This window comes from Pseudomonas sp. 31-12, from assembly GCF_003151075.1.
Classification (GTDB): domain Bacteria; phylum Pseudomonadota; class Gammaproteobacteria; order Pseudomonadales; family Pseudomonadaceae; genus Aquipseudomonas.
Map to the genome: position 1 here is coordinate 2,718,156 of NZ_CP029482.1, position 18,311 is coordinate 2,736,466.

Here is an 18,311-nt window from a genome sequence, read left to right on the forward strand (position 1 = left end):
GCAGAATTAAAATGAAGAGTGGCAAAACGACGAAGCAAGACTTCTATGCTGATAGAAGTCTTGCCGGGTAAAGGGAAGGGCGTCTGGATTACAGCTTCAGGCCAGCATCGACAGCAGAGCACCTTGACGGTCCAGTTTGGCCAGGTCGTCGAAGCCTCCTACATGGGTGTCACCGATGAAAATCTGCGGCACGCTGCGACGACCGCTGCGGGTGAGCATCTCCTGGAATTTGCCGGGTTCCGATTGAACGTTTATTTCCCGGGTGGCGATCCCTTTGCTGGCCAGCAACGCCTTCGCATTGCGGCAATAGGGGCAGGTGTCAGTGGTGTAAAGCGTCACAGTATTCATGGTGTGTACTCCTCGAATTAGAGATCCGCTTCAAGCGTCGATGGCCGGGAAGTCGATGTCGGTCAGCGCCAGATTGTTCAGGTAGTTGGTCAGGGTCTGCGAGGCAATGTGGGCGACCACCTCGATGATCTTGGCGTCGGAGATGCCGGCTGAGCGCGCCGCTTCAATCTGCTCGTTGCTCACGTGGCCGCGACTTTCGGTGATCTGCCGGGCAAGCGTGGCAAATGCGTTGAGTTGGCCGTGTCGGGCGCTGACGATGTCTTGCGCAGACAACCCGGCCTTGCCGGCAAACAGCGTGTGCGCCGCCAGGCAGTAATCGCAGCCGTTGACTTGCGAGGTGGCCAGGAAGATGGCTTCTTTTTCAGGCGCGCTCAGGGACGTTTTGCCCAGGGCCACCGACTGTTGCAGATAGGCAGACAGCACAGCGGGGGCATGGGCCAACGTCTTGAAGACGTTGGGCAAAAAGCCGATTTTCTTTTGCACGCCTTCCAGCAGCGGGCGAGTGGTTTCGGTGGCTTGGTCAAGGCTCAGGGTGTTGATGCGGCTCATGGTGAGACTCCGTCGATTCAAGCGCGGTATGCGCTGGGTACGGGGTCCATGCTAGGGATCTGTGCTGGCTTTGAGGGTGCAAATCGTCGAGGATATGCGACAGATCGTCCAAATATGCTCCCGGGGAGTCGTTCCATGGATCGCTTGTCCACCTTGCTCACGCATTTCGGTGTCAGTGCCGGAACCTTCCACAGCGGGGATTTTTGCGGCGTCACGGCGTTTGATGGCGACCAGGCCACCGGACACATGCATTTGCTTCAGGCCGGCGAACTGACGCTCAAACTCGCGGATGGGCGAGACCTGCAACTCAATGAGCCGACGTTGATTTTCTTCCCGCGACCTTATCGCCATCGGTTGCTCGCCAACGAAACGTCGGGCACTCAATTGGTCTGTGCCACCCTGGAATTCGATGGCGGGGCGGGCAATGCCCTGGCGGCCGCGCTGCCTGATTACCTGGTGCTCGAACTCGAGAGCATCCCGACCCTGGCCGGCACGCTGGACTGGTTGTTTAGCGAAGCCTTCGGCGGCATTTGTGGTCGCGAGGCGATGATGGACCGGCTGTTCGAACTGCTGGTGATTCAGTTATTGCGGCACATTCTGACCAGCCGCGATCAGACGCCCGGGATGATGGCCGGCCTTGCCGATCCACGCCTGGCGCGTCCCTTGAGCCTGATGCATGACTCGCCCGGCAAAGCCTGGACGGTGGCTGAACTGTCGGCAGCGGCCAATATGTCCCGGGCCAGTTTTGCTGAATACTTTCGTTCCGTGGTGGGGCAGACGCCGGTCGACTATCTGGTGAGCTGGCGTATCAGTCTGGCGCAGAAACGTTTGCGTGAAGGCAAATCCATCGCACTGATCGCCGATGAAGTCGGCTACGAAAGCCCCTCGGCGCTGGCCCGGGCGTTCCGGCGCAAAACCGGCACCAGCCCGCGCGAATGGGTGCAGGACGCCAAGCGCCCGCGGTGACCACTCCAGCCGACTGAGCGCATTCCAGTGAGGGAGCGGCGGTGCGGCGATCGGGATTGTGCTCAATCGCCGGGCTGTTTGGTGGGCGTGAGATAGACTCATCAACGGGCATCGAACCGTGGGAGTGACACCTGTGGCGCAATTCAAATGGATTCGTTGATCACCGCTGCAGCGCACGCACTCGCGGCGGGTGATCCCCTCGGCGCGTTGAACCGGGTTGCCTTGCGCGACGATGCCCCTGCGCTGGCACTTCGCGGCATCGCCATGGCGCAGTTGGGCGATCTGGTCCGGGCCAAGGCATTGGTGCGCAGCGCCGCACGCGCCTTCGGTCCGAAAGCGCCGGTAGCCCGGGCGCGGTGCGTGGTCGCCGAAGCCGAAATCGCCCTGGCTTCGCGGGATCTGGCTTGGCCAGTGAAGACGCTCGAAGCGGCGCGAGTGACGCTGGAGGCCCATGGCGATCACTCGAACGCGGCCCATGCGCGGTATTTGCAGATTCGCCGTTTGTTGCTGATCGGGCATCTGGATGAGGTCGAAGGGATGCTCGCCGAGCTCGACCCTGCGCCGCTGCCGCCGGCATTGCGTGCCGTTCATGAACTGGTGGTGGCCGGGATCGCCGTGCGGCGACTCGAAACAAAAAAGGCGCGGTCTGCGCTCGAAAGGGCTCAACGTGCTGCGTTCGACGCCGGCATTCCCGCGCTGACCGCCGAGGTCGAACACGCCGCACAGGTCCTCGACACTCCCGTGGCACGACGGATTGCCCGTGGTGAAGAGCGCCCCCTGTTGCTGGATGAAGTGGAAGCGCTGCTGAGTTCACCGTCACTGGTGGTGGACGCGTGTCGATACGGCGTACGCGGCGCGGGGATGTCGATATCCCTGGCCAAACGCCCGGTGCTTTTTACCCTCGCGCGGGCATTGGCCGAAGCCTGGCCCGCGGATGTGGCGCGGGAAACGCTGATCACCCAGGCCTTTCGCTTGAAGCTCACCGACGAGTCCCATCGCGCACGGTTGCGCGTCGAAATCGGTCGGCTTCGTGCGGCGCTGAAGCCTCTGGCCGGTGTCAGTGCGACGAAGCGCGGGTTTGCGCTGCAACCGCAGATTGCTGACGAGGTTATGGTGCTGGCGCGGCCCGTCGAAGAGCCGCAAGCGGCGCTGCTCGCTTTCCTGGCCGACGGCGAGTCGTGGTCGAGTTCGGCGCTCGCCCTGGCGCTGAAGGCCAGTCAGCGCACGGTGCAACGGGCACTCGATTCGCTGGCGGCGGCGGGCAAAGTGCAGTCCTTTGGCCGCGGGCGAGCACGGCGCTGGATGATGCCGCCGCTGCCCGGATTCGCGACGACTTTGTTACTCACAGCTTGGGTGCCGGGTGACTAGGATCCATTCCACCACCCAACGAAGAGGATGCAACCATGAAGCAATCATCTGCCGAAATCATCCGCGAATACGGACCCTTTCCGGGCGTCGACAGCGTGCATGGCGTGTCTTATGACGGTCAGCACGTCTGGTTCGCTTCCGGAGAAAAACTCAATGCCCTCGACCCGACTAGCGGGAAGACACTGCGCTCGCTTGATATCGCCGCACATGCCGGGACCGCCTTTGACGGCCAGCACCTGTTCCAGATCGCCGAGGATCGCATCCAGAAGATCGATCCTTCGAACGGCCGGGTACTCGGCAGCATTCCTGCGCCTGGCGGCGGTGGCGATTCAGGGCTCGCGTGGGCGGAAGGAACACTGTGGGTCGGGCAGTATCAGGAACGCAAGATCCATCAGATCGACCCGGACACCGGCAAGATTCTTCGCACAATCGAGTCCAACCGCTTCGTCACCGGCGTGACCTGGGTGGAAGGTGCTCTCTGGCACGGCACATGGGAAGGAGAGGAAGGGGAATTGCGGCGAGTAGACCCGAACACCGGCGAGGTGCTGGAAAGCCTTACGCTGCCGACCGGTGTCGGCGTATCGGGGCTTGAGTCCGACGGCGCGGAGCGGTTTTTCTGCGGCGGAGGGAACAGCGGCAAGGTGCGGGCCGTTCGTCGGCCCGCCTCATCCTAGAACGTGAACGCGCGGGACGACCGAGGCGCGCTTTGAGCCAATTCGATCTCCAGCAGGTGTTCAACCAAAACGTCATTGAGAAACCGGAACTGATCGTTGAGCCCGACCACTTCATTGTTGAAGTGGTTGGCGGCGGCCGGTATCAGCAATGCCTCGAAGTTTTTGTCGAACACCAGCGACAGCACCTTGCGAGAGACGAATGGCTGCGAATAGAAGTTGTTGCCGAACACCGGGAAGCTGACGGAGAGGGTAATGGCGTGGATCATGATCTGCGCTCCTCGGCGAGGACAATGTAGGAAAAAACGGTCAAGGTCACGGCCGTCAGGGCCAGACAGGTCAGTAGATGGATCAACATGATTTTCCCCTCCGGTGTGGGGTTTTGCCTTGGGATGGGTTGATCCTGCGCCTGGCGGTTTTTTAGCGGAAGGCAATCATCGCGATGGTGAATATCGACGCCGTTGATGGTGGATTTTTTGGTGTTCTGGAGGGCCTCATCGCGAGCAGGCTCGCTCCCACAATGGTCTTTGGTGAACCACAGATTGGCGAACGACGCTAATCCCTGTGGGAGCGAGCCTGCTCGCGATGAGGCCCATGAAAAATCACTACCAATCCCAAGCGAACAAACCCCGCCACCTATACTCAAATAAATAGGCTTTTCGAGCACCGGACATACCGCCCGGGGAACACTGTAGGAACCGCGATCTTGAACCTGCGTTCGCTGATCGTCGCCGTGATGGTGGTGTTGGCGGGATGCGCCACGCCCCCGCGTGCCCCGGTGGTAGCGCCGATCGTGGTGGTGTCCGAAAGCACCTGGCGCCAAGTGGATCAGGAGATTGTCGCAGCCTCCCAATCGGCCACCGAACAGACCAAAATCTACGCTCGCGGCGCCATGGATTACTGGCGTACCCGGGTCTACCAACTGACCGAAGAGAACTTCATTCCCTGGTTCAGCAGTTACTGGACCCAGGAATGGCTGTCGATGAAGGTCAGCTGGTACAGCCTCAGTGCCCAGGGCGAGCAGGATGCCTCGGCCAAGCGCCTGGCCGCCTATCTGCTGGAGCAATACCAGAAGCGCGTGCTGGCGCCGGTCGCGGTGGAGATCGATCCCGACGCGATTCTCGGCCTGGCAACGGCCTTCTACGTGGACATTGTTCAGGAAGAGCTGCAGCGAATCTCTCAGCGCCACGGCATACCGATGACCCAGCTCAACGGCCGCATCCAGAAAATCCCCGCCATTGCACTGGGCCCGCCGCCCGCCCGGGACGCTTCGCTGTATCAAGTGGTGCGCACCCAGCCGTTGAACAGCTTGCCGGCGTATGCGGCGCTGATCGAGAAGATCCACAAGGCGGGCGGCGACAAAGGGGTGGATAACACGGAGACCGCCATGGCACCGGTGGCCAAGCGCGCCAGTAAACGGATAGAAGCGGAAATGGCCCCGCGAGGAGCGGCCAGTGCGGTGGCGGCGGCCGCCGGGAAACTGGCCGGCGCCCTGATTTCGGTGGGGGTAGCGGGCGTTCGGGCGATTATCCAGGCCAACGATCGGCCGGACAGCGAGGCGCTGATTCGCAGCAGCCTGGGCAACACGTTCGACAAAGCCTGGACGAAACTGGTGCAGAACCCGACCACCGGCGTGATGGCGGGGACGTTGTACATGGCGGCGCAGATCGAGGGCAACCTGGCGGGGAGCGCCGACGTACCGTCGGTCAGTTCGAGCAGCGGCGCTGTCGATTGGAGCCCGATGGAAACGACTAGCCAGCAGACCGTTCCATAACCGAAGGAGAAACACCATGTCCTACGTTGATGGCTTCCTTGCTGCCGTACCCACCGCCAATCGCGAAAAATTCAAGAAACACGCCGAAACCGCCGCAGTCATTTTCAAGGAAAGCGGCGCGCTCAGCGTCGCTGAATGCTGGGGCGACGATGTGCCTGAGGGCAAAGTGACTTCGTTTCCCATGGCGGTAAAACTCAAGGAAGACGAAACCGTAGTCTTCAGCTGGATCATCTGGCCAGACAAGGCCACCCGTGATGCGGGTATGGACAAACTCATGAACGATCCGCGGATGCAGCCGGACGTCAATCCGATGCCCTTCGATGGCCAGCGCCTGGTCTATGGTGGTTTCGAGATGATTGTGAAGGCCTGATCCCGACGAAAGGATCACTCCGGCGACGGGGTGATCCTGCAGCTTTTGCGGTTGCGGATCTCGCTGTCCGTCGGCCGCTCCCTGACGAACTCGAAGCGCGGCTCACCTTCGCTATAGTGAACCAGCCAGCCCCATTCCAGCTCGGACTCATCCTGCCCCGGTTTCGGTGGCGTCGCCCACCATGGCTCTTTGCTGATGATTGCTCGCATGGCCCCCTCCCGTTGATTCGGTTGGTTCAACTATAACGTGCATGTCAGGAGCTGCCAGGCATGACTGACGAATCCCATGAACCGTCCAAACGGCTGTTCTTTGCGCTGAATTGCCCGCCGGAGCAACGCAAGGCCATTGCCCAATGGCGCAGCGCCCTTGAGCTGCGCAGCGGGCGCCCGGTGCCGGCGGACAACTTTCACCTGACGTTGTTGTTTTTAGGGGCTGTCGGCGTGGCGCAGATCGGCGAGATCTGTGTGGCGGCTGCGAAGGTTCGCGTACCGGGTGCGCCACTGAGCCTGGCGCTGGATCGGCTGGATGTCTGGCGCAGGGCAGGGGTGTTGGTGCTGGCGCCAGAACAGGCACCACCGAAGTTGTTGCGTCTGGTGTATGCGCTCGAGCAGGCGATGCTGCCGTTTGGTTTTGAGGAAGCGTCGAAAGAGTTTCGGCCGCATTTGACGTTGATGCGCGACTATCGACTGCCGGTGCCTGAATCTGCGGCGCCACCCGAGTTTTTCCTGCGCGCCGATCGTTTTGTCTTGTTTGAATCCCATAAGGGACGGTATCGGGCGCTGGCGGAATGGTCTCTCGTTCCCGCATAAAAAAGGCGCCCGAGGAGGGCGCCTGAATTCACCTGAACCGAGGAAGCCAGGTGAGGCCGTTCGTCAGAGAGGGTGCAGCGGTGGTAAGTCGCTGCGTGAACGGAAACGGTAATACCTGCCAGCATTGATGGTGAAAGCTCTGGCCTCATCGCGAGCAGGCTCGCTCCCACATTATTCCGTGGTGGAACACAGGCTTGTGAACGACACGAATCCCCTGTGGGAGCGAGCCTGCTCGCGATGGCGGTTTCAAATTCAGCAATTACTTCCCGAGCTTCACCCGCGTCCAGCCCCGGGTCATCACCCGTTGAACACCGATCGGCATATCCGGAATCGCATACAACGTCGCCATCACCGCTTGCGGCGGGTACGACCCCGGGTCATTCCGGATCGCCTCATCCACCAGCGGTGTGGCCGCTGCGTTGGCGTTGCTGTAGCCGATGTTGTTGGTGATCTCGGCGATGATGTCCGGGCGCATCAGGAAGTTCATGAACAGGTAGGCGTTCTCGACGTTTGCCGCGTCCCGCGGGATCGCGACCATGTCGTAGAAGCTGCCGGCCCCTTCTTTCGGAATGCTGTAGTCAATCTTCACCTTGTCGCCCGCTTCCTGGGCGCGCGCTTTGGCCTGCAGCACGTCGCCGGAGTACCCGACCGCGACGCAGATATTGCCGTTGGCCAGGTCGGAGATGTATTTCGACGAATGGAAATACGCCACCGACGGCCGAATCTTCATGAACAGCGCTTCGGCTTCGGCGATCTGCGCCTTGTCCTGGGAGTTCACCGGGTAGCCCAGGTAGTGCAGGGCGGCCGGCAGCATTTCCGTCGGCGAATCAAGGAAACTGATACCGCAGGCTTTCAGCTTTTCCGCGTTTTCCGGTTTAAACAGCAAGTCCCAGGAGTTGGTCGGTGCGTTGGCGCCGAGCACTTCCTTGACCTTGGCCGGGTTGAAACCAATGCCGATCGAGCCCCACATGTACGGGAAGGCGTGGCCGTTATCCGGGTCGCTCGCGGACGCGTTTTTCAGCAGCACCGGATTGAGGTTTTTCCAGTTCGACAGCTTCGACTTGTCCAATTCCTGGTAGACACCGGCTTTGATCTGCTTGGCCAGGAAACTGTTGGACGGCACAACGATGTCATAGCCTGATTTGCCTGCGAGCAGCCGCGCCTCAAGGGTTTCATTGCTGTCGAACACATCGTAGGTCACGCGGATGCCGGTCTCGTCTTCGAACTTCTTGACCGTGTCCGGGGCGATGTAATCCGACCAGTTATAGACGCGCAGAATCTTGTCATTGGCCTGGGCGCCAGTAGCCATTGCGCCCAATAAGGACAGTGTCAGCAGAGTCCTGCCAAACATTTTCATCGGTACAACTCCATTTCTTTTTTATTCAAATCACACAGCAAAATGCAGTGAACACAAAACCCTGCAGTAAGGGGATTTACCTGTAGTGAAGGGATCTATTTGTGGCGAGGGGATTTATCCCCGTTCGGCTGCGAAGCAGTCGTAAAACCATCACACGCGGTGTACCTGATACACCTCGGTTGCAGGTTTTGGGGCCGCTTCGCGACCCAACGGGGATAAATCCCCTCGCCACAGGTTTTGTGTGTATTCCACAGTTTTTGTGTTCACTCACCTCATCAACAACGGCACTACGCCGTCGCTTCTACCCTTCGCTTTTCAGGTTGCTGCCACGACTCGCTCGCGGTCTGGTCCATCGCTTCCTGAATCGCCCGTTTACGGGTGGCTTCGGCGCGACGGCTGAAGTACCAGACCATGAACGTCACGATCGATACCGCCAACAGAATCAAACTGGCCACGGCATTGATCTCAGGCTTCACCCCCAGACGCACCGCCGAGAACACTTCCATCGGCAGGGTCGTTGAACCCGGACCGGACACGAAGCTCGCCAGCACCAGGTCATCCAGCGACAAGGCAAACGACATCATGCCGCCGGCCGCCAGTGAAGGCGCAATCATCGGAATGGTGATCAGGAAAAACACCTTGAACGGCTTCGCCCCAAGATCCATGGCCGCTTCTTCGATGGACAGATCCAGCTCTCGCAAACGCGCCGAGACCACCACCGCCACATACGCCGCACAGAACGTGGTGTGGGCGATCCAGATGGTGACGATGCCACGCTCCATCGGCCAGCCGATCAACTGCGCCATCGCCACAAACAGCAGCAACAGCGACAGACCGGTAATCACTTCCGGCATCACCAGCGGCGCCGTCACCAAACCACCGAACAACGTGCGTCCCTTGAAGCGCGTCACCCGAGTCAATACAAACGCGGCCAACGTCCCCAACGCTACAGCGGCAATCGCGGTGTAGCAGGCGATTTCCAGCGAACGCACCACCGAGCCCATCAGTTGCGTATTGTCGAGCAAACCGGCGTACCACTTGAACGACCAGCCGCCCCAAACGGTGACCAGCTTGGAGGCGTTGAACGAGTAAATCACCAGAATCAGCATCGGCAGGTAGATAAACGACAGGCCGAAAATCAGCATGAACTTTGAAAATCCGAAGCGTTTCATCCCCGACCCTCCATCTCTTTGGCCTGGCTACGGTTGAACAACAGGATCGGCACAATCAGGATCAACAGCATCACCACCGCCAGGGCAGACGCCACCGGCCAGTCGCGGTTGTTGAAGAACTCTTGCCACAGCACACGGCCAATCATCAGCGTCTCCGGGCCGCCCAACAGTTCCGGAATCACGAACTCACCGACCACCGGAATGAACACCAGCATGCAGCCGGCAATGATCCCGTTCTTGGCCAGCGGCACAGTGATTTTCCAGAAGTTGTTGAAGTTGCTCGAACCCAGGTCGGACGCGGCTTCCAGCAAGCTTTGATCGTGCTTGACCAGGTTGGCGTACAGCGGCAGCACCATGAACGGCAGATACGCATACACCACGCCGATATACACGGCAGTGTTGGTGTTGAGGATCTCGATCGGGTGATCCGTCAGCCCGGTCCACATCAAAAACCCGTTGAGCAAACCGTTGTTGCTGAGAATGCCCATCCATGCATACACGCGGATCAGGATCGCGGTCCAGGTCGGCATCATGATCAGCAACAGCAAAACGTTTTGCGTTTCCTTGTTCGCCTTGGTGATCGCGTAGGCCATCGGGAAACCGATCACCAGGCACATCAGCGTGCTTAAAAACGCGACCTTCAACGAGCCGAAGTAGGCCGAGATGTACAACTCATCTTCGGTCAGCAGCGAGTAGTTGCCGATGTTCAGCAGCAGCTGGAATTTCTGCTCGGCGAAGGTGTAGATCTCGGAGTAGGGAGGAATGGCCAGGGCCGCTTCCGAGAAGCTGATCTTCATCACCAGGAAGAACGGCAACAGGAAAAACAGGCACAGCCACAGGAAAGGAATCCCGATGACGAGCTTTCGACCACTCGGCATCAGCCGCATGAACTGCTGATTGAGTGTTTTCATGAGCGCAGTACCACGCCGCTGTCGTCTTCCCACCACACGTAGACCTTGTCGTCCCAGGTCGGACGGGCGCCACGGCGTTCGGCGTTGGCCATGAACGATTGCACGACTTTGCCGCCAGGCAGCTCGACGTAAAACACCGAGTGACCGCCGAGGTAAGCGATGTCATGCACCTTGCCTTCGGACCAGTTGTAACGGGTGTCCGGCTTGAGGGTGCTGACCAGCATTTTTTCCGGACGGATCGCGTAGGTGATCGACTTGTCCTGCACCGAAGTGCTGACGCCGTGACCGACGTAAATCTTCTGCTCCAGGTCCGGGCTGTGAATGATCGCGTGACCTTCCAGGTCTTCTACCACCGTGCCTTCAAAGGCGTTCACGTTGCCGATGAATTCGCAGACCATGCGGCTGACCGGCGCTTCATAAATGTCGATCGGGCTGCCGATCTGCGCGATCCAGCCCAGGTGCATGATCGCGATGCGCTGGGCCATGGTCATGGCCTCTTCCTGGTCGTGGGTCACCATCACGCAGGTCACGCCGACGCGCTCGATGATTTCCACCAACTCCAGTTGCATCTGCGAGCGCAGCTTTTTATCCAGTGCGCCCATCGGTTCGTCGAGCAACAGCAACTTCGGACGCTTGGCCAGGGAGCGGGCGAGGGCCACGCGCTGACGCTGACCGCCGGACAACTGATGAGGTTTGCGTTTAGCGTATTGAGTCATGTGCACCAGGCGCAGCATCTCTTCAACGCGGGCGTCGATTTCGCTGGCGGGCAAACGGTCCTGTTTGAGGCCGAAGGCAATGTTCTGCGCCACGGTCATGTGCGGGAACAGGGCGTACGACTGGAACATCATGTTGATCGGCCGTTCGTACGGCGGCATGTCGGTGATGTCGACACCGTCGAGGAAAATCCGTCCTTCGGTCGGGCGCTCGAAGCCGGCGAGCATGCGCAGCAGGGTCGATTTTCCGGAGCCGGAACCACCGAGCAGGGCGAAGATTTCCCCTTGATGAATCTCAAGCGAGACATCGTCTACGGCGCAGGTTTCGTCGAACTTCTTGGTGACGCGGTCGACTTTCACCAACACCTTTTTCGATGTCTGGTGACCTTCAAGAGCCTTCCTGTAAGTGCTGGAGGCGTTTGCCATGTGAAACTCCCAACAGGTTTCAGTCGTCGGGCCAACTCGGCCTGACTTAAGAGTGGATTGCTAGCCCGGGGCGTGTGGTGCCAGTGAATCCAGCAGTGGCCACCTGTGGGAGCTAGCCTGCTAGCGATGGCGGTGTGTCAGTCGACATTAATGTGACTGGGCCGCCCTCATCGCTAGCAGGCTAGCTCCCACAGGGGGGATTGCGTTTGCTTCACTGGCATCGCCCGGCCTGGGCTAATTCGGCGCCGCCATCCTGGCTGCCTGGGTCGTACTTGTTGTTATTGCAGTGTGTTGTTTCGCAAGTCACGGACGCGCAAAGGCACGCCCGCCGGACTCGCGGGGGCAGTAAAGGGGTGTTTTAAGTCAGCGGGTTTTACGCAGCGCGGCCCGTTGCCGGCACGCATCGCCGAACGCCTGGAAAATACTTAAATAGGGTGGATTCGAAAGGACCTGCCATTCCGGATGCCATTGTACGCCGACGGCAAACGCCTTGCTGTGTTCCACCGAAATCGCCTCGATCAAGCCGTCCGGCGCAACTGCTTCCGAGCGCAATCCCGGCGCCAGTCGGTCAATGCCTTGGCTGTGAATCGAATTGACCATGAACTCCGCCGGCAACTCCAGCGCTTCGAATACACCACCCGGCTGCACCGTCACCGCATGGGCCGGTGCGTATTGCACCGCCAGCTCGGGACTGTCCGCTTCCCGGTGATCGAGCATGCCCGGCAGTTCATGCACCTTCTGATGCAGGCTGCCGCCGAACGCCACGTTCATTTCCTGGAAGCCGCGGCAGATGCCGAGCACCGGAACGCCCGCCGCAATGGCTGCACGCAATAAAGGAAGGGTAGTGGCGTCCCGCGCCGGATCGTGATCCGTGCCGGGGGCACTGGCCGGGCCTTGATAGTGGAAAGGTTCCACGTTTGAAGGAGAGCCGGTCAGCAGCAGACCGTCGAGATGCGCCAGCACATCTTCGATTTCAGTCAAATCGCCTAAGGAAGGAATGACCACGGGCAGCCCCAAAGCCGCAACGCTGACAGCACGCAAGTACTTGTCGCCGCTGATGTGGTAGGGGTGCAGGCCAATCTGTTTGACGCACGCTGTAACGCCGATCAATGGCTTGAATGCCATTTTTATCACCTCGAAGTTTCACACTTGAACGAGCTTTTCTGGAGCTTAGCCTTGTTGATTTTAATTAACAACTCTCATGTAAAAAATTCTAAACGCCGCACGTCTGATCATCAGGGTTTACGCAGTGCGCATGACTAAATTGGCACTCTCGTCCCCCAAAAAGGCCTGAAAATAAAGGTTGAGAGGCCAGGTGTTCGCTATTGACTTCACTTTGCCGTTCGGGTTGACTGGGCTCGCAACAAGGTAGTGAACATAATAATTAACAGCTAATAGGTGCATCATGTCGGTCCCTCTGCGTACCGTTCAACTCAACGAAGCAAACGCATTCCTTAAGAAATATCCTGAGGTTTTGTACGTCGACCTTCTGATTGCGGATATGAACGGTGTGGTGCGCGGCAAGCGCATCGAACGCACCAGTCTTCATAAGGTTTACGAGAAAGGCATCAACCTCCCGGCGTCACTGTTTGCTCTGGACATCAACGGTTCTACGGTGGAAAGCACCGGCCTGGGTCTGGACATCGGCGACTCGGACCGAATCTGCTTCCCCATCCCGGGCACCCTGAGCATCGAGCCGTGGCAGAAGCGCCCAACCGCTCAGTTGCTGATGACCATGCATGAACTGGAAGGCGAGGCGTTCTTCGCCGATCCGCGCGAAGTGCTGGCCAATGTGGTGCGCAAGTTCGATGAGCTTGGCCTGACCATTTGCGCGGCATTCGAACTCGAGTTTTATCTGATCGACCAGGACAACGTGAACGGTCGTCCACAGTCGCCGCGTTCGCCGGTGTCGGGCAAGCGTCCGGTGTCGACCCAGGTCTACCTGATCGACGACCTCGACGAGTACGTCGATTGCCTGCAAGACATCCTCGAAGGCGCGAAAGAGCAGGGCATTCCTGCTGACGCCATCGTCAAGGAAAGTGCTCCGGCGCAGTTCGAAGTGAACCTGCATCACGTTAACGACCCGATCAAGGCCTGCGACTACGCGGTGCTGCTCAAGCGTCTGGTGAAGAACATCGCCTACGACCACGAGATGGACACCACGTTTATGGCCAAGCCGTATCCGGGCCAGGCGGGCAACGGTTTGCACGTGCACATTTCGATTCTCGACAAAGAGGGCAACAACATCTTTGCCAGCGAGGATCCCGAGCAGAACGCCGCGCTGCGACACGCGATCGGCGGTGTGCTCGAGACCCTGCCGGCGCAGATGGCTTTCCTGTGCCCGAACGTCAACTCGTACCGTCGCTTCGGCGCGCAGTTCTATGTGCCGAACTCGCCGAGCTGGGGCATCGACAACCGTACCGTTGCAGTGCGTGTACCGACCGGTTCGCCGGACTCCGTGCGCATCGAGCATCGCGTAGCCGGCGCCGATGCCAACCCGTACTTGCTGATGGCGTCGGTGCTGGCCGGTATTCACCACGGCCTGACCAACGAAATCGAGCCGGGCGCCCCGGTGGAAGGCAACAGCTACGAGCAAAACGAGCAGAGCCTGCCAAACAACCTGCGCGATGCCCTGCGCGAACTGGACGACAGCGAAGTCATGTCGCGCTACATCGACCCGCTATACATCGACGTGTTCGTGGCGTGCAAGGAAAGCGAGCTGGCCGAGTTCGAGAACTCCATCTCGGACCTTGAGTACAACTGGTATTTGCACACCGTTTGAGTCTGAAAGGCCCTCACCCTAACCCTCTCCCAGAGGGAGAGGGGACTGACCGAGTTATCTCAGGACATTCAGCGACCTGACCGATCCAGTCGATTATGGAGTCGGTACAAAAGCTTCAGGTCGCAGGAGTTCCCGAGCATCCCCCGATCAGTCCCCTCTCCCCCCGGGAGAGGGCTAGGGTGAGGGCTGGACCCCAAGCCAAACACATCAGCCAGACACCCCCCCAATTTCCTCTGCGTCGAGTCACAACCATGACAAACACTCGCAGCGACTGGGAGCAACGCTTCCAGTCCCTCACCATCGAAAGCCGCGCCTTCATCGACGGCCAATACCGCCCGGCACTCAGCGGTGACACTTTCGAATGCATCAGCCCGGTCGACGGCCGCTTCCTGGCCAACGTCGCCAGCACCGACGAAGCCGACGCCAACGAAGCCGTGGCCGTCGCGCGCCGCACTTTCGAATCAGGCATCTGGGCCAACCTTGCCCCGGCCGAGCGCAAGCGCATCCTGATCCGCTTCGCCGACCTGATCCTGGCCAACCAGCAAGAACTGGCCCTGCTCGAAACCCTCGACATGGGCAAGCCGATCAACGATTCGATGAACATCGACATCCCGGCGACCGCCAACGCGATCCGCTGGAGCGCCGAGGCCATCGACAAGATCTACGACGAAGTCGCCGCCACGCCGCACGACCAGTTGGGCCTCATCACCCGCGAACCTGCGGGCGTGGTCGCCGCGATTGTGCCGTGGAACTTCCCGTTGATCATGGCCAGCTGGAAGTTCGCCCCGGCCCTGGCCGCCGGCAACTCGTTCATCCTCAAGCCTTCGGAAAAGTCGCCACTGACCGCGATCCGTATCGCTCAGTTGGCGCTGGACGCCGGCATCCCCAAAGGCGTGTTCAACGTCCTGCCAGGCTACGGTCACACCGTCGGGAAGGCGCTGGCGTTGCACATGGACGTCGACGTGCTGGCCTTCACCGGCTCCACCGCGATTGCCAAGCAACTGCTGATCTACGCCGGGCAAAGCAACATGAAACGCGTCTGGCTCGAAGCAGGGGGGAAGAGTCCAAACGTGGTGTTCGCCGACGCGCCGGATTTGCGCGCGGCAGCACAAGCGGCGGCCGGTGCGATTGCCTTCAACCAGGGCGAAGTCTGCACTGCCGGTTCGCGCTTGCTGGTGGAGCGTTCGATCCGCGAGCAGTTCATTCCGCTGCTGGTGGAAGCACTGCAAGCCTGGAAACCGGGACACGCTTTGGACCCGGAAACCACCGTCGGCGCGGTCGTCGATCAGCGTCAACTGGACAACGTGCTGCGCTACATCCAGGTCGGCAAAGACCAGGGCGCGCAATTGATCGCGGGCGGTAGCCGCACCCTCGAAGACACCGGTGGCCTGTACGTGGAACCGGCGATTTTCGACGGCGTGACCAACGCCATGACCATCGCCCGTGAAGAAATCTTTGGCCCGGTGCTGTCGCTGATCACCTTCGACACCGAGGAAGAAGCGCTGGCGATTGCCAACGACAGCATCTTCGGCCTGGCGGCAGGCGTGTGGACCAGCAACCTGAGCAAGGCCCACACCTTCGCCCGTGGCTTGCGTGCCGGCAGCGTCTGGGTCAACCAGTACGACGGCGGCGACATGACTGCGCCGTTCGGCGGGTACAAGCAGTCGGGTAACGGTCGGGACAAATCGCTGCACGCGTTCGACAAATACACCGAACTCAAAGCGACCTGGATCAAGCTCTAATACCTATAAAAAAGCGACGGTCGCCGGCACGCTGCCGGTGGCCATCGGAGAAAGCTATGAAACAAGATTCTGTGAAACAAACCCACGTAAACAGCTACTACGCCGCCACCCGCAACTTCACCGGCGATTTCCCGGTATTGGAGCAAGCGGTGGATTGCGACGTCTGCGTGATCGGCGCCGGCTACACCGGTTTGTCCTCGGCGCTGTTCCTCTGCGAAGCGGGCTACAGCGTGACCGTGCTGGAAGCCGCCAAAGTCGGTTTCGGCGCCAGCGGTCGCAACGGCGGCCAACTGGTCAACTCCTACAGCCGCGATGTCGATGTGATCGAAGAACGCTACGGCGACAAGACCGCCGAGGTCCTCGGCAGCATGATCTTCGAAGGCGCCGACATCATTCGTCAGCGCATACAACACTACGACATCCAGTGCGACTACAAGCCGGGCGGCATCTTCGCTGCGTTGAACAAGAAGCAGCTCAAAGGCCTGGCCGAGCAGAAAAGCAGCTGGGAACGTTACGGCAACAAAAACCTGAAAATGCTCGACGCCGCGGATATCAAGCGCGAAGTCGGTTGCGACAACTACGTCGGCGGCCTGCTCGACATGCAGGGCGGCCACATCCACCCGCTGAACCTGGCCCTCGGCGAAGCCTCGGCCATCATCGGCCTGGGCGGCAAAATCTACGAACAATCGGCAGCCGTGGAAATCACCTACGGCGAACCGATCACCGTGCGCACCGCCAAAGGCCTGGTCCGCGCCAAGTACTTGTTGATCGCCGGTAACGCCTACCTGCCGCAGGGCCTCGACAATCGCGTGACCAGCAAAAGCATGCCGTGCGGCTCGCAAATCGTCGTCACCGAGCCGTTGTCCGAGCAAGTCGCGCGCAGCCTGATCAAAAACAACTACTGCGTCGAAGACTGCAACTACCTGCTCGATTACTACCGCCTCACCGCCGACAACCGTCTGCTCTACGGCGGCGGCGTGGTCTACGGCGCGCGCGAACCGGACGACATCGAGCAACTGATCAAACCGAAGATCCTCAAGACCTTCCCGCAACTGAAGGACGTGAAAATCGATTACCGCTGGACCGGCAACTTCCTGCTGACCATGTCGCGCATGCCGCAATTCGGCCGCATCGAGAAAAATGCCTACTACATGCAAGGCTACAGCGGCCACGGCGTCACCTGCTCGCACCTGGCCGGCAAACTGATCTCGGAAATGATCCGCGGCGACGCCGAACGCTTCGATGCCTTCGCCTCGCTGCCGCACATGCCCATGCTCGGCGGCCGCACCTTCCAGGCCCCACTCACCGCCATGGGCGCCGCGTATTACGCACTGCGGGACCGGTTTGGCATCTAACCCCAACGCGATCCCTGTAGGAGCCAAGCTTGCTGGCGAAGACGGCGGCACAGTCAACATCGATGTCGCCAGAACCACCGCCATCGCGAGCAGGCTCACTCCCACAGGGATTAGCGGTGTACACAAACTCGGCTAACGCACAGATCAATCTGTGGGAGCGAGCCTGCTCGCGATGAGGCCCTATCAGTCACCATCGATATCGCCTGACTCACGCTCATCACAAGCAGACTCAATCCCGCAGCTTGCGTCGCTGAACTGGCTGGCATCAGCGCCCAACAACCTTTTTACCCAACCACTTATCGAACCTGCTGAGCAACACCACCAAACGTGATTTAATACCCGCCTTTCACATTTCCGGGACAGGGAAGCGGTACTTTCGCGGCCAAAAGTCGCCCGCCATCCACCCCCATAACCCTTAAGTATTCCTCGCATAAGGCTGTCATGGACACGGGCTCACGACTCAAACTAGTACGCGAAAGCTACAAACTCTCCCAGCGCGAGCTGGCCCGGCGTAGCGGCGTCACCAATGCCACCATCTCCCTGATCGAACAGAATCGCGTCAGTCCCTCCGTCAGCTCCCTGAAAAAACTGCTGGAAGGCATTCCCATGTCCCTGGCGGACTTCTTCACCTTCGACCAACCGCCGCGCGAGCACCAATACGTATTCCGTGCCAATGAACAGCCGGATCTCGGGCGACATGGCCTGCGGTTGCTGCTGATTGGCGCTTCCGTGCCGAGCCGGCAGATGCGCCTGTTGCGGGAGCAATACGCACCGGGGGCGAGCTCGGGGGAAGAGCCGATTGTGCATTCGGAAGGGGAGGAGTGTGGGCTTGTGACTCGGGGCACTGTTGAGCTGACGGTTGATGGGCAGATCAGTGTTCTCAACGCGGGCGACGGGTATTACTTTCCGACGACGCTGCCTCACAAGTTTCGCAATATCGGCCAGGATGAAGCTGAAATCATCAGTGCCAACACGCCGGCTAACTTCTGATAGCAAAA

20 protein-coding genes are annotated in these 18,311 nt (G+C 59.9%); 10 read left to right on the forward strand and 10 right to left on the reverse strand.

The features are described from left to right. Positions 1-96: 96 nt before the first annotated feature. A complete protein-coding gene (grxC, locus tag DJ564_RS12710) occupies positions 97-348 on the reverse strand; it encodes a glutaredoxin 3 (RefSeq protein ID WP_109629622.1) in 252 nt (83 codons plus the stop codon). A 30-nt stretch (positions 349-378) separates the two neighbouring features. Then, positions 379-897, reverse strand: a complete 519-nt coding sequence (locus DJ564_RS12715; protein WP_109629625.1) for a carboxymuconolactone decarboxylase family protein — start codon at positions 895-897, stop codon at positions 379-381. Between the two features lie 135 nt (positions 898-1,032). On the opposite strand from DJ564_RS12715, the gene DJ564_RS12720 reads away from it, so the two are divergent. From DJ564_RS12720 to DJ564_RS12730, 3 genes are all read left to right on the forward strand, one after another. After that, positions 1,033-1,863 carry an AraC family transcriptional regulator gene (locus tag DJ564_RS12720; RefSeq protein WP_109629628.1) on the forward strand — a complete coding sequence of 277 codons (831 nt, stop codon included), beginning with the start codon at positions 1,033-1,035 and terminating at the stop codon, positions 1,861-1,863. A 147-nt stretch (positions 1,864-2,010) separates the two neighbouring features. Continuing rightward, positions 2,011-3,231 (forward strand): helix-turn-helix domain-containing protein, encoded by a 1,221-nt coding sequence (locus tag DJ564_RS12725; protein ID WP_109629631.1) that lies wholly within the window; start codon positions 2,011-2,013, stop codon positions 3,229-3,231. A gap of 35 nt (positions 3,232-3,266) precedes the next feature. Next, positions 3,267-3,905: a DUF5074 domain-containing protein gene (locus DJ564_RS12730; RefSeq protein WP_109629634.1), complete on the forward strand. Its 639-nt coding sequence runs from the start codon at positions 3,267-3,269 to the stop codon at positions 3,903-3,905. Here DJ564_RS12730 and DJ564_RS12735 read toward each other — a convergent pair. Together DJ564_RS12735 and DJ564_RS31985 are read right to left on the reverse strand one after the other, a co-directional pair. Further along, entirely contained in the window at positions 3,902-4,171 is a 270-nt protein-coding gene (locus DJ564_RS12735) for a hypothetical protein (protein ID WP_109629637.1), read from the reverse strand. The genes DJ564_RS12730 and DJ564_RS12735 overlap by 4 nt on opposite strands. Beyond that, positions 4,168-4,569 (reverse strand): hypothetical protein, encoded by a 402-nt coding sequence (locus DJ564_RS31985; RefSeq protein ID WP_162556146.1) that lies wholly within the window; start codon positions 4,567-4,569, stop codon positions 4,168-4,170. Before DJ564_RS31985 ends, DJ564_RS12735 begins: the two co-directional genes overlap by 4 nt. Positions 4,570-4,608: 39 nt before the next feature. Here DJ564_RS31985 and DJ564_RS12740 point away from each other — a divergent pair, with 39 nt between their 5' ends. Then, positions 4,609-5,676 carry a hypothetical protein gene (locus DJ564_RS12740; protein WP_109629640.1) on the forward strand — a complete coding sequence of 356 codons (1,068 nt, stop codon included), beginning with the start codon at positions 4,609-4,611 and terminating at the stop codon, positions 5,674-5,676. Positions 5,677-5,692: 16 nt separating this feature from the next. Then, positions 5,693-6,046 carry a DUF1428 domain-containing protein gene (locus DJ564_RS12745; protein WP_109629643.1) on the forward strand — a complete coding sequence of 118 codons (354 nt, stop codon included), beginning with the start codon at positions 5,693-5,695 and terminating at the stop codon, positions 6,044-6,046. A gap of 14 nt (positions 6,047-6,060) precedes the next feature. Here DJ564_RS12745 and DJ564_RS12750 read toward each other — a convergent pair whose 3' ends face one another. Then, complete coding sequence (locus tag DJ564_RS12750; protein ID WP_109629645.1) at positions 6,061-6,255, reverse strand: hypothetical protein; 195 nt, start codon at positions 6,253-6,255, stop codon at positions 6,061-6,063. Positions 6,256-6,315: 60 nt separating this feature from the next. Between DJ564_RS12750 and thpR the strand changes: the two genes are divergently transcribed. Next, positions 6,316-6,855, forward strand: coding sequence for an RNA 2',3'-cyclic phosphodiesterase (gene thpR, locus DJ564_RS12755; RefSeq protein WP_109629648.1), 540 nt, complete (start codon positions 6,316-6,318; stop codon positions 6,853-6,855). A 259-nt stretch (positions 6,856-7,114) separates the two neighbouring features. On the opposite strand, the gene DJ564_RS12760 is transcribed toward thpR, so the two are convergent. The 5 genes from DJ564_RS12760 to DJ564_RS12780 all read right to left on the reverse strand — a co-directional run bounded on the left by DJ564_RS12760 (position 7,115) and on the right by DJ564_RS12780 (position 12,559). Further along, complete coding sequence (locus tag DJ564_RS12760) at positions 7,115-8,212, reverse strand: polyamine ABC transporter substrate-binding protein (protein WP_109629651.1); 1,098 nt, start codon at positions 8,210-8,212, stop codon at positions 7,115-7,117. Positions 8,213-8,499: 287 nt separating this feature from the next. Further along, positions 8,500-9,384, reverse strand: a complete 885-nt coding sequence (locus tag DJ564_RS12765; protein WP_109629654.1) for an ABC transporter permease subunit — start codon at positions 9,382-9,384, stop codon at positions 8,500-8,502. Next, on the reverse strand, positions 9,381-10,262 hold the full coding sequence (locus tag DJ564_RS12770; RefSeq protein WP_162556267.1) for an ABC transporter permease subunit: 882 nt from the start codon (positions 10,260-10,262) through the stop codon (positions 9,381-9,383). The genes DJ564_RS12765 and DJ564_RS12770 overlap by 4 nt, the downstream gene beginning before the upstream one ends. A 29-nt stretch (positions 10,263-10,291) precedes the next feature. Further along, positions 10,292-11,434, reverse strand: coding sequence for a polyamine ABC transporter ATP-binding protein (potA, locus tag DJ564_RS12775; protein WP_109629660.1), 1,143 nt, complete (start codon positions 11,432-11,434; stop codon positions 10,292-10,294). Between the two features lie 363 nt (positions 11,435-11,797). Next, positions 11,798-12,559, reverse strand: coding sequence for a gamma-glutamyl-gamma-aminobutyrate hydrolase family protein (locus DJ564_RS12780; RefSeq protein WP_109629663.1), 762 nt, complete (start codon positions 12,557-12,559; stop codon positions 11,798-11,800). Positions 12,560-12,839: 280 nt separating this feature from the next. On the opposite strand from DJ564_RS12780, the gene DJ564_RS12785 reads away from it, so the two are divergent. The 4 genes from DJ564_RS12785 (at position 12,840) to DJ564_RS12800 (ending at position 18,303) form a co-directional block, all read left to right on the forward strand. After that, a complete protein-coding gene (locus DJ564_RS12785; protein WP_109629666.1) occupies positions 12,840-14,216 on the forward strand; it encodes a glutamine synthetase family protein in 1,377 nt (458 codons plus the stop codon). Positions 14,217-14,467: 251 nt separating this feature from the next. Further along, positions 14,468-15,958: an aldehyde dehydrogenase gene (locus tag DJ564_RS12790; RefSeq protein WP_109629668.1), complete on the forward strand. Its 1,491-nt coding sequence runs from the start codon at positions 14,468-14,470 to the stop codon at positions 15,956-15,958. A gap of 71 nt (positions 15,959-16,029) precedes the next feature. Further along, a complete protein-coding gene (locus DJ564_RS12795; RefSeq protein ID WP_109636016.1) occupies positions 16,030-17,313 on the forward strand; it encodes an FAD-binding oxidoreductase in 1,284 nt (427 codons plus the stop codon). Between the two features lie 441 nt (positions 17,314-17,754). Further along, complete coding sequence (locus DJ564_RS12800) at positions 17,755-18,303, forward strand: cupin domain-containing protein (protein WP_007946335.1); 549 nt, start codon at positions 17,755-17,757, stop codon at positions 18,301-18,303. The last annotated feature ends 8 nt before the right edge of the window (positions 18,304-18,311 follow it).

Bases quoted from the DNA above. Each gene is read 5' to 3' on its own strand.
- grxC (WP_109629622.1), bottom strand. From the start codon at position 348: ATGAATACTGTGACGCTTTACACCACTGACACCTGCCCCTATTGCCGC.
- DJ564_RS12715 (WP_109629625.1), bottom strand. From the start codon at position 897: ATGAGCCGCATCAACACCCTGAGCCTTGACCAAGCCACCGAAACCACT.
- DJ564_RS12720 (WP_109629628.1), top strand. From the start codon at position 1,033: ATGGATCGCTTGTCCACCTTGCTCACGCATTTCGGTGTCAGTGCCGGA.
- DJ564_RS12725 (WP_109629631.1), top strand. From the start codon at position 2,011: ATGGATTCGTTGATCACCGCTGCAGCGCACGCACTCGCGGCGGGTGAT.
- DJ564_RS12730 (WP_109629634.1), top strand. From the start codon at position 3,267: ATGAAGCAATCATCTGCCGAAATCATCCGCGAATACGGACCCTTTCCG.
- DJ564_RS12735 (WP_109629637.1), bottom strand. From the start codon at position 4,171: ATGATCCACGCCATTACCCTCTCCGTCAGCTTCCCGGTGTTCGGCAAC.
- DJ564_RS12745 (WP_109629643.1), top strand. From the start codon at position 5,693: ATGTCCTACGTTGATGGCTTCCTTGCTGCCGTACCCACCGCCAATCGC.
- DJ564_RS12750 (WP_109629645.1), bottom strand. From the start codon at position 6,255: ATGCGAGCAATCATCAGCAAAGAGCCATGGTGGGCGACGCCACCGAAA.
- thpR (WP_109629648.1), top strand. From the start codon at position 6,316: ATGACTGACGAATCCCATGAACCGTCCAAACGGCTGTTCTTTGCGCTG.
- DJ564_RS12760 (WP_109629651.1), bottom strand. From the start codon at position 8,212: ATGAAAATGTTTGGCAGGACTCTGCTGACACTGTCCTTATTGGGCGCA.
- DJ564_RS12765 (WP_109629654.1), bottom strand. From the start codon at position 9,384: ATGAAACGCTTCGGATTTTCAAAGTTCATGCTGATTTTCGGCCTGTCG.
- DJ564_RS12770 (WP_162556267.1), bottom strand. From the start codon at position 10,262: ATGCCGAGTGGTCGAAAGCTCGTCATCGGGATTCCTTTCCTGTGGCTG.
- potA (WP_109629660.1), bottom strand. From the start codon at position 11,434: ATGGCAAACGCCTCCAGCACTTACAGGAAGGCTCTTGAAGGTCACCAG.
- DJ564_RS12780 (WP_109629663.1), bottom strand. From the start codon at position 12,559: ATGGCATTCAAGCCATTGATCGGCGTTACAGCGTGCGTCAAACAGATT.
- DJ564_RS12785 (WP_109629666.1), top strand. From the start codon at position 12,840: ATGTCGGTCCCTCTGCGTACCGTTCAACTCAACGAAGCAAACGCATTC.
- DJ564_RS12790 (WP_109629668.1), top strand. From the start codon at position 14,468: ATGACAAACACTCGCAGCGACTGGGAGCAACGCTTCCAGTCCCTCACC.
- DJ564_RS12800 (WP_007946335.1), top strand. From the start codon at position 17,755: ATGGACACGGGCTCACGACTCAAACTAGTACGCGAAAGCTACAAACTC.